The organism is Microbacterium sp. NPDC096154 (assembly GCF_040302945.1).
GTDB lineage: Bacteria > Actinomycetota > Actinomycetes > Actinomycetales > Microbacteriaceae > Microbacterium.
This window is the reverse complement of record NZ_JBEOSM010000002.1, coordinates 281,043-293,657: the sequence shown is the minus strand read 5'-3', so window position 1 is coordinate 293,657 and position 12,615 is coordinate 281,043. Positions and strand designations below refer to the sequence as shown.

Genomic DNA, 12,615 nt, shown 5'->3' with positions numbered 1-12,615 from the left:
CTCATAACGCTGCCTTGCCTCGTCTGCTCGCGTTCCATGCCTCTTCATGTGTCGCCCCCGTCTATCCAGTCCGCTGAACCAGGCCAGCCTAGCCCCGGGCTCTCCCGGCACGCTGGTGTTGTAGTTGCGTGGGAGCCGAGCTGCATTCCGAACTCGTGGGTACAGCCTTCGCGGAGTCAAGCCGACGGAGGCCCCGTAGGCCGCGAGCGGATGCCGCCCTCGACGGATCCCCGGGGTGGGGGTGACGAAAGAAGGGTGCGTCCGAGGCGGTTCCTCAGGTGTAGATGATGATCTGACCTGCCCTTGAAGCCATGGGCATGCTTGGGAGTGGTGCGGGGTAGCCTCTCCTCATGGTGTGGTGGGCGGTCAGGGAAAGTGCTAGGCAGAGTCTTCGCGACATACTCACAACTGTCATTAACGGACGGGCTATCCCGCGCGCACTTCGATCGCGCGCATGGAGCGCACTTGGCCACGACGTGCACCCGACAGCCTTGATTAACCCAGATTGCTTCCTCGGTGCTCGTAGAGGTTTACGCGTTGGACCAAACACATTCATCAACTACGGGTGCTTTTTTGATCTCTCGGCACCGACGCACGTCGGGGCGCGGTGCGACATTGGGTATGAGGTGATGTTCATCACGAGCACGCATCGGCTGGGTGACGGGTTGCGCAGGGCGGGGGCTGGGGAATCCGTCGGCATTACGATCGGCGACGGGGTGTGGATCGGGGCGCGGGTTACTGTTCTCCCTGGGGTGAAGGTGGGCCGCGGGTGCGTGATCGCGGCGGGCGCGGTCGTTACCACTGACTGCGAGCCGGATGGCCTATACGCTGGCGTGCCAGCGCGGCGCGTAAGAGACCTGCCTGCCTAGGCCATGCGATTCGCCTCGGTCAATTGGATGGCCGAAACTCGAGGGGAGGGTGTCTATCGGCGTGGGTGCTGAATTTGGATTGCTCGCATTCAGCCAAGCATTGTGCCCGCGAGCGCAAGCGCCACCGCACTCGCATTGAACACGAGGTGCACCAGCACGGCTCCCCAGATCCTCCCGGTCAGCAGCACGATGACGGCACATGTCATGCCGACGATGGTGAGCGTCACGGGCTCCTCCCACGACGACATGCCCGTGATGGCGTGCATTGCGACGAACGCGCCGGTCGAGGCCACGATCGCGAGCGCAGCGCCGTCGAGGCCCCGCCGCGCGATCCGGAAGACCGCCACGAGCACGACGCCGCGGAAGAGGAACTCTTCGACGGCGGGCGCGATCAGCACGGGGCCCACCAGCGCGGTGAACCACCAGAGGTCGGGCAGCTGGCCGTTGAGCAACGGATAGGTCGGGAATGCGCCGCTTCCGCCGGCCGCGACCTCTAGCCACCCCTGCACCACGCGCAGCGCGCCACCGATGACGATGCCGTAGAGCACGTCGGTCCAGCGGAACCGAAGCAGGCCCCGCGGCCGGCCGCGCCGAAAGGCGAGCACCACGGGTGCCGCGAGCGATGCCCAGAGGGCGAGCGCCGCGAGGATCTGCCCCGTCGTGGTGGGGATGAGCAGGCGCAGCAGCACCGAGGTGATCACGCCGGCGCCGACGATCAGCGCGGCCCAGCCGATGAGCTCGGTGTCCCACTTGCGCGCCGTGCGGCTGCCCTCGAGCCACGTGCGGGTGCTGGAGGAGCGGCGCGTTGAACCCTGGGTGGGGCGTTTCGTCTCGCTTCGCTCGCTCAACGAACGTGAGGGGGTCGAGGCGCTCAACGAACTCGGGGTGGGGGAAGAAGACGAGGCATCTGTCGGGCGCAGCGGTGTGACCACGGCTTCGGTGGGACGGTTACTATTCGAGCGGTTGGTCACAGCCATACGGTACCGGCGGAGGTGAGGGCTTTGGTGCGGATTCTGACGGTGTGCACGGGGAATGTGTGCCGGTCTCCGCTGGCCGAAGCCATTCTGCGATCCCGCCTTTCCGAATTTGATATCGATATATCGAGCGCGGGAATTCGGGCGCTCGTCGGCGACGGCATGACCGAGCAGACGGTCGAGCTCGCTCTGGCCCACGGGGTCACCGACGAGAACGCCTCGATCCACCGCGCCCGGCTGCTCACCGAAGAGGTGCTGCAGGATGTCGACCTGGTGCTGGCGATGGGGCGCGAGCATCGCCGGTACATCGTCGAGATGATGCCGTCGCGCCTGCGCTCGACCTTCACGATCCGCGAATTGGCGCGGCTCGCGGCCGACGTCACGGATGGCGAGCTGCATGCCGAGCTCGAGGGAGAGACCGACCCGAGGCAGCGTCTTCGTCTCGCGCTCGCCTTCATCGCCTCGCTGCGTCACATGAGCGATCCGCCCGCCGATCCGGCCGACGACGACGTTCTGGATCCCTACGGTCGGTCGACCCGCACATATGAGATCTCGGCGTCGCAACTGGTTCCCGCGGTCGACGGAATCGAGCGGATCATCCGGATCGCACTCTCACCCACTGGGAGGCGCGCTTAATGGATACGCAGGATTCCCCGGCGGGCCCAAATCGGGCGGCGGTAGCCCACTACGCTTTTGAGGTCCCCCGAATTTCTCGTTTGCGAATTTGAGGCCTTACCCGTGGTCGTCACGCATTTCGGAGAGTCGGAGGAGCCTCGCGGCCCCGAGGCGATGACCGCCGGGGCCGAGACTCCCTCGCGCCCTCCCGCCGATTGGCGCCGCCGCTATGCCCTCGGCCTGTTCATCACCGACGCGCTCGCCCTTATCTGGGTGGTCTTCGGCACGCAGATCGCATGGCTCGGCTGGCATGCCGAGCTGAGGCTCTCACCGGGTCTCGAGTGGTCGTACACGCTCGCTTCCACCGTGCTGATCATCCTGTGGATGATCGCGCTCACGCTGCGCGACTCCCGCGACCCCCGCATCATCGGCGTGGGATGGGAGGAGTACCGCCGCGTCGTCGAGGCCAGCTTCTCGCTGTTCGGCGTCATCGCGATCGTCGCCTACCTGTGGCAGATCAACATCGCCCGCGGCTTCCTGCTGATCTCGCTCCCGATCGGCGTGGTCCTGCTCGTGATCACGCGCTGGCTCTGGCGCCAGTGGGTGCAGGTCAAGCGCAGCCAGGGTCAGTACGCGGCGCGAGCGCTGCTGCTGGGCAGCCCGGCCTCGATCGCGCACATCGCGCGCGAGCTGCACCGCTCGCCGTGGGCGGGATACGAGGTCGTGGGCGCATGCGTGCCGGGCGGACAGGCCGGCATGCGCATCCCGGGCGTCGACGTCGCGACGTTCGGCGACGTCGAGGTCGACGACATCGGCGCCGCACTGGCCGCCACGGGCGCCGATACCGTGATCGTCACCAGCACCGACGAGCTCAGCGCCGAGCGGGTCAAGGCCATCTCGTGGGAGCTGGAGGCGGGGCGTCAGCACCTCGTCGTGGCCCCGAGCCTCACCGACGTGGCGGGCCCGCGCATCCAGATGCGCCCCGTGGCCGGCCTGCCGCTCATCCACGTCGAGACGCCGCGCTTCTCGGCCGGTCAGCGCTTCGCCAAGCGCGCCCTCGACCTGTTCGCCAGCGTGCTGGGCGTGATCGTGCTCAGCCCGCTGCTGCTCGTGCTCGCCATCATCGTGAAGGCCGGGTCGCCCGGCCCGGTGCTCTTCCGGCAGGTTCGCGTGGGATTCGAGGGCCGCGAATTCACCATGCTCAAGTTCCGCTCCATGGTCGAGGGCGCCGAAACGCAGCTCGAGCAGCTGCGCCTGCGCGCCGACGCCGGCAACGAGGTCATGTTCAAAATGCGCGATGACCCCCGCATGACGCGCGTGGGCAAATTCATGCGGCGCTACAGCCTCGATGAACTGCCCCAGTTGTTCAACGTGATCGCGGGCCAGATGTCGCTGGTGGGCCCGCGCCCGCCGCTGCCCAGCGAGGTCGAGCGCTACGCCGACCACGTGCACCGCCGCTTCCTCGTGAAGCCCGGAATCACGGGCCTGTGGCAGGTGTCGGGACGGTCGACGCTGTCGTGGGACGACACCGTGCGGCTCGACCTGTCGTACGTCGACAACTGGAGCCTGCTGGGCGACCTGCTCATCCTGCTGAAAACCGGGCGAGCCGCCCTCGCGCCGGGCGATACAGCAGTGTGAGCTAAAGACATATCGATATATCTGCCGCGCCCCCAGGGGCAATTCCGCCGGTATGGAAAGATGGCGGCAAATCGAAAGGCGAGCGTGGAACTCAGCGACTACATCCGAATCCTGCGGAAGAACTGGATCGTCATCGCCGTGATCGCCCTTGTCGGCATCGGCGCGGCGGCGGTCTATTCCCTCACCCGCACGCCCCTCTATGAGGCGACGAGCGAGATCTTCGTGTCGTCGCAGGCGGGCTCGACCATCGGCGAGCAGCAGCAGGGCAACATGTACACGCAGCAGCGCGTCACCTCATATGTGCAGCTGGCGACGACGCCCAAGGTGCTCGACCCCGTGATCGCCGACCTCGGCCTCACGGCCACCGCCTCCGAGCTGGCCGAGGATGTCGCAGTCAGCAGCCCGCTCGAGACCACGATCGTGCAGATCACGGTGACCGACGCCACGCCCACCTCGGCCGCCGACATCGCCAACGCCATCGCCGCGACCCTGACCGAGGCGATCGACGAGGTCGAGACCCTGCCGGGCACCGACGCCAGCCCGGTCAAGGTCACGCCCATCACGACCGCCGTGCCCGCCGAGGCCCCGGTCAGCCCCAACGTGCCGCTCAACCTCGCGCTCGGCGCCCTCGTGGGCCTCGCGCTGGGTGTCGGCTTCGCGGTGCTGCGCACGGTGCTCGACACGCGCATCCGGTCGAGCCGCGACGTCGCGGCCCTCACCGAGCGCCCCATCATCGGCGGGATCCCGCTCGACCCGAAGGCCAAGGAGCGGCCGCTCATCCTGCACGCCGACCCGCTCAACCCCCGCAGCGAGGCGTTCCGCGCCCTGCGCACCAACCTGCAGTTCCTCGACATCGAGGGCGGCAAGAGCTTCGTGATGACCTCGAGCGTGCCGAGCGAGGGCAAGTCGACCACCGCCGTGAACCTCGCGATCGCGCTGGCCGACGCCGGCAAGCGCGTGGTGCTGATCGACGCCGACCTGCGCAAGCCCAAGGTGGCCGACTACCTCGGCATCGAGGGCGGCGTGGGCCTGACCGACGTGCTGATCGGTCGCGCCGAGCTCACCGACGTGCTGCAGAAGTGGGGCCGTCGCTCGCTGTACATCCTGCCCGCGGGCAAGATTCCGCCGAACCCCAGCGAGCTGCTCGGCTCGCTGCAGATGGCGCAGCTGCTCGAGGACTTCAGCCGCGACGCCGACATCGTCATCCTGGACGCGCCGCCGCTGCTGCCCGTCACGGATGCCGCCGTGCTCGCCAAGCGCACGGGTGGAGCCATCGTCGCCGTCGCCGCAGGCGCCACGCACCGCAACCAGCTGGCCACCGCGCTCGACGCGCTCGAGACGGTCGACGCCCGCGTCGCCGGCCTCGTGCTGACCATGGTGCCCACGCGCGGCCCCGACGCGTACGACTACGGCTACCAGTACGGCTACGGCTACGGCTACTCGCTGGAGGAGGCGCCCGTGTCGGCCGCCGACCGTCGCCGTGCCGCCAAGGCCGCCAAGGTCGCCGACAGGGCGCAGCGGGCCCCCGAGGGCGCACGCCGCCGCTCGGGCGCCGCCGAGCGCGTTCGAGACTCGGCCTGACGCAGCCGTGGCACGCCCGACGGCCGCACGCACGTGGACGGGGGTCGCGATCGTCGCGGCGCTCGCCGCGGTGGTCGGCGTGCTCGCCGTGCTGGCGATGCAGCGCGTGTCGAGCGGAGCCTCGCCGACCGTGAGCCCGGGCGGTGCCTCACCGACCGCCCCGGCGGGCACGACGCCGCCCGCATCGCCCAGCGAGACCCCGACCCCGACGCCGACCGCCCCCGCGCCGGTCGCGGCTGAGGCCGAACGGCTGCTCGCGGCCGGCACCGACGGCATCCTGTGGCGCGGCACGGCCGGATCGTGCACGCTCGGCGTCGCGCCGGTGCTTGAGCGCTCGGCGGATGACGGCCTCACGTGGACGGATGTCACGCCCGCCTACCGCGGCATCACCCAGATCGTCGGCCTCGACGACTTCGCCGGGGTGCAGGCGCAGATGATCGCCACAGTGCTCGACGACGAGTCGGCGGACGACCCGTGCGACGTGCGCGCAATGCGCACGTTCAGCGACGGCGCGTTCTGGAGCGACTACGAGGACGTGCTCGCGGGCGCGACCTACCTCGCGCCGGGCGGCGCGATCGTCACGCCCGAGGGTGAGATCGAGGCCCCGTGCGCCGAGCCCCGCAGCGTGCGCGGCGCGGCCGCCGAGGTCGCGCTGGTGTGCGACGGCAGCGCCATGCGCTGGGACGGCGCGGCGTGGATCGACGCCGGCGTGCCCGGCGCCGTGGCCGTAGCTCCGGGCGAAGGCGGCCTCTACGTCGGGCACGTGGCGCCGGAGTGCGCGGGCCTGCAGATCTCGGCGGTCGCCGCGGGCGGCGCGCCCGAGCCGGTCGAGTGCATCCCGGGCGTGGATGCGGGCTCGCCCCTCGCGCTGGACGCCACGGCGAGCGACGTGTGGCTCTGGACGGGCGACGAGGTGCTCTCGGCCGCGCTGGCTCCCGAGCCAGCCCGCGTCGGCTGATCAGCAGGGGCATCCGGTGCTGATCGGGCCGCCGCCGATGTGGGAGGATGACGCAGCGCGGGGCGCGGAAAGGGGAGCCGGATGTCGCGGATGATCGTCGTCGGACGGTGGACCCGATACGCGTTGCTCGCCGCCGTCGCGGTCGCCGCGTGTGCCGTGGTCGCCACCGCCCTGGTGGGTGGGGGAGCGGAGCCCGAGACCGCGCCCGCCGCGTCCGCCGAACCGGCCGCGGTCGTGACGCCGTCGCCCACGCCCACGCCGGAGGTCGACGCCGACCCCGACCGGCGGTTCCTCGCCCTCGACGGGGGCGGCATGCTGTGGCGCGGCACTGCGGGCGCATGCGCCGCGGGCATCGCGCCGACGCTCGAGCGCACATCCGACGCCGTGACGTGGCGTACCGCCACGCCGGCCGGCGCGGCTCAGCTGCTCGCCCTCACACCGGGCGACGGCGCGGGGCAGGCCGCCGTGGTCATCGCACAGGGCGACGACTGCGCTCCCCACGCGCTGCGCACGAACGCCGAGGGAACCGCGTGGCAGGACGACCCGGACGCGGGGGGCGATGTCGACGCCGCGCCCGCGCAGGTCGGCGGCCTGCCGGCGCTGGCGACCTCCGCCGAGGGCGACGCGCTGTACGTCGCGACCACGGCCGACAACTGCGCGGGCGTGGCGTTCGCGGTGCGCGACCCCGGCGCCTCGGTGCTGCGCTCGCTCTCGTGCGAGACCGGCATGAACCCGGACGACCCGATCGCGATCGACCACGCCGACGGCCGCCTGTACGTGTGGAGCGGCGACATCCTGACCTCGCTCGAGGCGCGCTAGGGAGACCAGTTCGCGGCCGGGCGTGTCATGCGCTAGGCTGTCTCTTTGGTGCCCACTGCGGGCACAGCGAACGTGAGCCCTCCACCGGCTGGTTGGCCCGACATCCTCGGGAGAACCGCCCCGGAGTGGGATTCACGAACGACTCCGTTCGAAAAGAAAGCAGCACTACTGTGACGCGCACTTACACCCCGAAGGCCGGTGAGGCTCAGCGCGAGTGGCTCGTGATCGACGCCACCGACGTCGTCCTCGGCCGCCTCGCCTCGCACGCCGCCGCGCTCCTGCGTGGCAAGCACAAGGCCACCTTCGCCCCCCACATGGACATGGGCGACTTCGTCATCATCGTGAACGCCGACAAGGTCGCGCTCACGGGCCAGAAGCTCCAGCAGAAGATGGCCTACCGTCACTCGGGCTACCCGGGCGGCCTCAAGGCTGTCTCGTACTCCGAGCTTCTCGAGAAGAACCCGGTCCGCGCTGTCGAGAAGGCCATCCGTGGCATGCTCCCCAAGAACAGCCTCGGCCGTCAGCAGCTCGCCAAGCTGAAGGTGTACGCCGGTGGCGAGCACCCGCACGCCGCGCAGCAGCCCAAGACCTACACCCTCGACCAGGTCGCCCAGTAAGCGCCGGCATCCAAGGACTCAACGTGACTGACATCGACACTCAGAACTACTCGACCGAGACGCCGGCTGCCGAGGCCGCCGAGGCGCCCCGTCCCGTCCTCAACGTCTCCGGCGCCGCCGTGGGTCGCCGCAAGCAGGCCATCGCCCGCGTGCGCGTCGTCCCGGGCTCGGGCACGATCACGGTCAACGGCCGCACGATCGAGGACTACTTCCCGAACAAGCTGCACCAGCAGCTGATCAACGACCCCTTCACGGTGCTCAGCCTCGGCGGCGCCTACGACGTGATCGCCCGCATCACCGGCGGCGGCCCCTCGGGCCAGGCCGGCGCGCTGCGCCTCGCGATCGCCCGTGCGCTGAACGAGATCGACCGTGAGAACAACCGTCCGACCCTGAAGAAGGCCGGCTTCCTCACGCGTGACGCTCGCGTCATCGAGCGCAAGAAGGCTGGTCTCAAGAAGGCCCGCAAGGCGTCGCAGTTCTCGAAGCGCTAAGGCGCACGAGGCTCCTATGCCGCTTTTCGGCACAGACGGCGTTCGAGGACTCGCCAATGGCGTCCTCACCGCCGACCTGGCACTGTCCCTGGCCCAGGCGACCGCGGTCGTCCTGGGCCAGGGCCGTTCGGCCGAGGCCCGCAGGGCCCAGGGCCGGCGCGCGGCCGTGGTCATCGGCCGCGACCCGCGCATCTCGGGCGAGTTCCTGAGCGCCGCCGTCTCGGCCGGCCTCGCCTCCTCGGGCATCGACGTGTACGACGCCGGCGTCATCCCGACCCCGGGCCTGGCGTTCCTCGTCGCCGACCGCGACGCCGACTTCGGCGTCATGGTGTCGGCCTCGCACAACGCGGCGCCCGACAACGGCATCAAGATCTTCGCTCGCGGCGGCGTCAAGCTGCCCGACGTGGTCGAGCAGCGCATCGAAGCCGCGCTCGACGGACCCAAGCTGCAGCCCACGGGCGGCGCGGTGGGTCGCATCCGGGTGTTCGCGGATGCCGAGGACCGCTACGTGGTGCACCTGCTGCAGTCGCTGCCCCACCGCCTCGACGGCCTGCACGTGGTGCTCGACTGCGCCCACGGCGCCGCCGCCGGCGTCTCGCCCGAGACGTTCCGCGATGCCGGCGCCCGCGTCACCGTGATCGGCGCCGACCCCGACGGCCTCAACATCAACGACGGGGTGGGCTCCACCCACCTCGAGCAGCTCTCTGCCGCCGTCGTGCGCGCCGGCGCCGACATCGGCATCGCCCACGACGGCGACGCCGACCGCTGCCTGGCCGTGGACGCGCAGGGACGCGTCGTCGACGGCGACCAGATCATGGCCATCCTGGCGGCGTCGATGCAGGAGCGCGGCGTGCTGAAGGACGACACGCTCGTCGCCACGGTGATGAGCAACCTGGGCCTGCACCTGGCCATGCGCGAGCGCGGGATCACCGTGCTGCAGACCGCGGTCGGCGACCGCTACGTGCTCGAGGCGATGAACGAGGGCGGCTACTCGCTCGGCGGCGAGCAGTCGGGCCACGTCATCATGAGCGAGTTCGCCACCACCGGCGACGGCCTGCTCACCGGGCTGCACCTCGTGGCCGAGATGGCCCGCACCGGCAAGACCCTCGCCGAGCTCGCATCGATCATGACCCTGTACCCGCAGGTGATGATCAACGTGAAGAACGTCGACCGCGAGCGCGTGGCCGACGAGGGCGTGCAGGATGCGGTGCGCGAGGTGGAGGCCGAGCTCGGCGACACCGGCCGCGTACTGCTGCGGGCCTCGGGCACCGAGCCCCTCGTGCGCGTCATGGTCGAGGCGGCCGACGAGGCCACGGCCCAGCGGTGCGCCGAGCGCCTCGCCGACGTGGTGCGCGAGCGCATCGGGCTGTAGATCGCGGCACGGTCTCAGCGGGTTTCGACTCGATCGCAAGCGGGGCGCGGGCTGCCTTGTTGCTCGTGACTTGTTGCTCGTTGAGCGAGCGAAGCGAGTCGAAACGACGCCGCACCGCCCGGGTTGCCTTGTTGCTCGTTGAGCGAGCGAAGCGAGTCGAAACGACGCCGCACCGCCCGGGCGCAGGTCACCCCCAGCCCATCTCCTCGATGTAGCGCAGCATCACGCCCTCGCGAAGCGCCCAGGGCGACACCTCGAGCTCGCTCACGCCGAAGGCGCGCATCGTCTCGTGCAGGACGACCGCGCCGGCCGTGATCTGCACCGTGCGGTCGGGCGTGATGCCCGGCAGCTCCTTGCGGACGCCCGCGGGGATGCGCGCCAGGCGCGGAATCCACTGGCCCAGCGACTGCCGCGGCAGCACCATCCGCTCGATGCCCGACCACCCTGGCCGGGGAAAGCCCGCGAGCTTCGCGAGCGAGCGGATCGTCTTCGACGACCCCACCACGTGATCCGGCTTCGGCGCGCCCTTCAGCGCCGCGGCGATGGGGGCCAGCGTCGCGGCAGCGTGCTCGCGCAGGGCGGCCACGGCCTTCTCGCCGGGCGGATCGTCGGGAAGGTGAGCGATGGTCATCCGGCCCGCCCCGAGGGGCACCGATTCGGCGAACTCCGGCAACTCCTCGTCGCCCGCCGCGATCTCGAGCGATCCGCCGCCGATGTCGAACAGCAGGATGCGCCCCGCCGACCACCCGAACCACCGCCGCACCGCGAGGAACGTGAAGCGGGCCTCGGCCTCGCCGCCCAGCACCTGCAGCGGCATCCCGAGCGCCTGCTCGATGCGCGCGATCACCTCGGGGCCGTTCGCCGCCTCGCGCACGGCCGACGTGGCCGTGGGAAGCAGCTCCTCCACCTTCTCAGCCGCCGCCAGCTCGCGCGCCCGGGTGACCGCGTCGACCAGGGCCGCAACGCCCTCGTCCGAGATCGCACCGTCGGGCGTGAGATAGCGCATCAGGCGCAGCACGGTGCGGTGGCTCTGCGCCGCGAGCGGTCGCCCGCCCGGGTGCGCGTCGGCCACCAGCAGGTGCACGGTGTTGGATCCGATGTCGAGAACTCCGAGGCGCACCGGCTCAGAATATCGACCCCGCTCATCCGGCCGACCTGCGCCATCCTGCGGACGGATGCCGCACATCCCGGCCGATACCATGGTGCGGATGAGCGCCGCAGTCCCCGCCCCCGCCCCGCTCTCGCTGTACGGCGAGATCGCACGCGCCGATTGGTCGCGCCTGGCGGCCGGCATGGACCAGCCGCTCACCGAGGCCGAGGTCGTGCAGCTGCGCGGCATCGGCGACCGCCTCGACCTCACCGAGGTGCGCGAGGTGTACCTGCCGATCAGCCGCCTTCTCAGCATCTACGCCAAGACCATCCGCCGCCTGGGCGACGACATCAGCGGGTTCCTCGGCACGCAGGATCAGACCACCCCGTTCGTCGTGGGCGTGGCCGGATCGGTCGCCGTCGGCAAGTCGACCATCGCCCGCCTGCTGCGCGAGCTGATGAGCCGCTGGACCGACACCCCCCGCGTCGAGCTGGTCACCACCGACGGCTTCCTCCACCCGAACGCCGAGCTCGAACGGCGGGGGCTGATGGACCGCAAGGGCTTCCCCGAGTCGTACGACCGCCGCGCGCTGGTCGAGTTCGTCACGAAGGTGAAGAGCGGCGCCGAAGAGGTGCGCGCGCCGTTCTACTCGCACATGAAGTACGACATCATGCCCGACGCGCACGTCGTCGTGCGCCGACCGGATGTGCTGATCGTCGAGGGCCTCAACGTGCTGCAGCCGCCGCCCGCGCCGAACGACGTGGCGGTGAGCGACCTGTTCGACTTCACGATCTACGTCGACGCGGATGCCGCCCACATCGAGCAGTGGTACATCGACCGATTCCTCGCGCTGCGCGAGGGCGCGTTCTCGAACCCTGCCTCGCACTTCAACGTGTTCGCGCACCTGTCGGACGACGAGGCCATCGAGACGGCCCGCGGCTACTGGAACGACATCAACCTGCCGAACCTCATCGAGAACGTGCTGCCCACCAAGCACCGCGCGTCGCTCGTGCTGCGCAAGGGCCCCGACCACTCGGTCGAGTCGGTGCAGCTGCGCAAGCTGTAGGCGCCGCGGCCGGGGGGATGAACCGGGGAGTGGCTGGCTTCGGGTGAGCCGGGTCTTGCTGCAGGTTCATGTCCCACTTTGTGCCGTTATGGGCTGTCCATAAGGGCCACAACTGGGACACGGCCGCCCGTGTAGGGGCCACAACTGGGACACGCCCCTGGCGGCCGGGGCGCCCCTTGCGGCCGGATCGCCCGGCCGGGCCGGATCGCCCCATGCGGCCGGATCGCCCCGGCCGGCCGGATCGCTCCATGCGGCGGGATCGCCCTGGCGCGGGTCAGTCCGCCGAGCGGCCCGTCTTCTGCTGCAGGCGCTCGATGTGCTCCGACGCCTCGGCCTTCGTGATGTCGGCCGGGATCTCCTCGCCCGCCTCGCGGGCGAGCGTGTCGAGGTAGCTGCGCTGTGGGGCGGTCATGGGCTCGTCCCCGGTGACCCACTCCGACGGATCCTTGGCAGCAGGATCGGCGTCGGGCGCGGGCGCGCCGAGGGTCTCGCGGGTGTCGTCTGCATCGGACATGTCCCCGTTCT

General features: G+C 70.4%; 13 protein-coding genes. 10 read left to right on the top strand and 3 right to left on the bottom strand.

Annotation, left to right across the window (positions count from 1 at the left end; translation table 11 throughout):
- Positions 1-350 precede the first annotated feature (350 nt).
- Complete coding sequence (locus tag ABTW64_RS03865; protein WP_350619373.1) at positions 351-869, top strand: acyltransferase; 519 nt, start codon at positions 351-353, stop codon at positions 867-869.
- Between the two features lie 89 nt (positions 870-958).
- Here the strand turns inward: ABTW64_RS03865 and ABTW64_RS03860 are convergent, their stop codons facing one another.
- Positions 959-1,717 carry a CPBP family intramembrane glutamic endopeptidase gene (locus ABTW64_RS03860; protein WP_350619371.1) on the bottom strand — a complete coding sequence of 253 codons (759 nt, stop codon included), beginning with the start codon at positions 1,715-1,717 and terminating at the stop codon, positions 959-961.
- 144 nt (positions 1,718-1,861) lie between these two features.
- On the opposite strand from ABTW64_RS03860, the gene ABTW64_RS03855 reads away from it, so the two are divergent.
- The 8 genes from ABTW64_RS03855 to glmM all read left to right on the top strand — a co-directional run bounded on the left by ABTW64_RS03855 (position 1,862) and on the right by glmM (position 9,934).
- Positions 1,862-2,479: an arsenate reductase/protein-tyrosine-phosphatase family protein gene (locus ABTW64_RS03855; RefSeq protein ID WP_350619369.1), complete on the top strand. Its 618-nt coding sequence runs from the start codon at positions 1,862-1,864 to the stop codon at positions 2,477-2,479.
- 153 nt (positions 2,480-2,632) lie between these two features.
- A complete protein-coding gene (locus ABTW64_RS03850; protein WP_502892303.1) occupies positions 2,633-4,096 on the top strand; it encodes a sugar transferase in 1,464 nt (487 codons plus the stop codon).
- An 84-nt stretch (positions 4,097-4,180) separates the two neighbouring features.
- On the top strand, positions 4,181-5,677 hold the full coding sequence (locus ABTW64_RS03845; protein WP_350619365.1) for a tyrosine-protein kinase domain-containing protein: 1,497 nt from the start codon (positions 4,181-4,183) through the stop codon (positions 5,675-5,677).
- A 7-nt stretch (positions 5,678-5,684) separates the two neighbouring features.
- Positions 5,685-6,635, top strand: coding sequence for a hypothetical protein (locus ABTW64_RS03840; protein ID WP_350619363.1), 951 nt, complete (start codon positions 5,685-5,687; stop codon positions 6,633-6,635).
- An 81-nt stretch (positions 6,636-6,716) separates the two neighbouring features.
- Positions 6,717-7,454 carry a hypothetical protein gene (locus ABTW64_RS03835; protein ID WP_350619361.1) on the top strand — a complete coding sequence of 246 codons (738 nt, stop codon included), beginning with the start codon at positions 6,717-6,719 and terminating at the stop codon, positions 7,452-7,454.
- A 170-nt stretch (positions 7,455-7,624) separates the two neighbouring features.
- Positions 7,625-8,071, top strand: a complete 447-nt coding sequence (gene rplM, locus ABTW64_RS03830) for a 50S ribosomal protein L13 (protein WP_350619359.1) — start codon at positions 7,625-7,627, stop codon at positions 8,069-8,071.
- 23 nt (positions 8,072-8,094) lie between these two features.
- A complete protein-coding gene (gene rpsI / locus ABTW64_RS03825; protein WP_350619357.1) occupies positions 8,095-8,562 on the top strand; it encodes a 30S ribosomal protein S9 in 468 nt (155 codons plus the stop codon).
- A gap of 16 nt (positions 8,563-8,578) precedes the next feature.
- The gene (gene glmM / locus ABTW64_RS03820) at positions 8,579-9,934 is read left to right on the top strand and encodes a phosphoglucosamine mutase (RefSeq protein WP_350619355.1); all 1,356 of its coding nucleotides are present in this window, start codon (positions 8,579-8,581) and stop codon (positions 9,932-9,934) included.
- A gap of 187 nt (positions 9,935-10,121) precedes the next feature.
- Here glmM and ABTW64_RS03815 read toward each other — a convergent pair whose 3' ends face one another.
- The gene (locus ABTW64_RS03815) at positions 10,122-11,054 is read right to left on the bottom strand and encodes a Ppx/GppA phosphatase family protein (protein ID WP_350619353.1); all 933 of its coding nucleotides are present in this window, start codon (positions 11,052-11,054) and stop codon (positions 10,122-10,124) included.
- Between the two features lie 88 nt (positions 11,055-11,142).
- On the opposite strand from ABTW64_RS03815, the gene coaA reads away from it, so the two are divergent.
- Positions 11,143-12,090, top strand: coding sequence for a type I pantothenate kinase (gene coaA / locus ABTW64_RS03810; protein ID WP_350619351.1), 948 nt, complete (start codon positions 11,143-11,145; stop codon positions 12,088-12,090).
- 274 nt (positions 12,091-12,364) lie between these two features.
- Here coaA and ABTW64_RS03805 read toward each other — a convergent pair whose 3' ends face one another.
- Complete coding sequence (locus tag ABTW64_RS03805; RefSeq protein ID WP_350619349.1) at positions 12,365-12,604, bottom strand: DUF3072 domain-containing protein; 240 nt, start codon at positions 12,602-12,604, stop codon at positions 12,365-12,367.
- Positions 12,605-12,615: the final 11 nt, after the last annotated feature.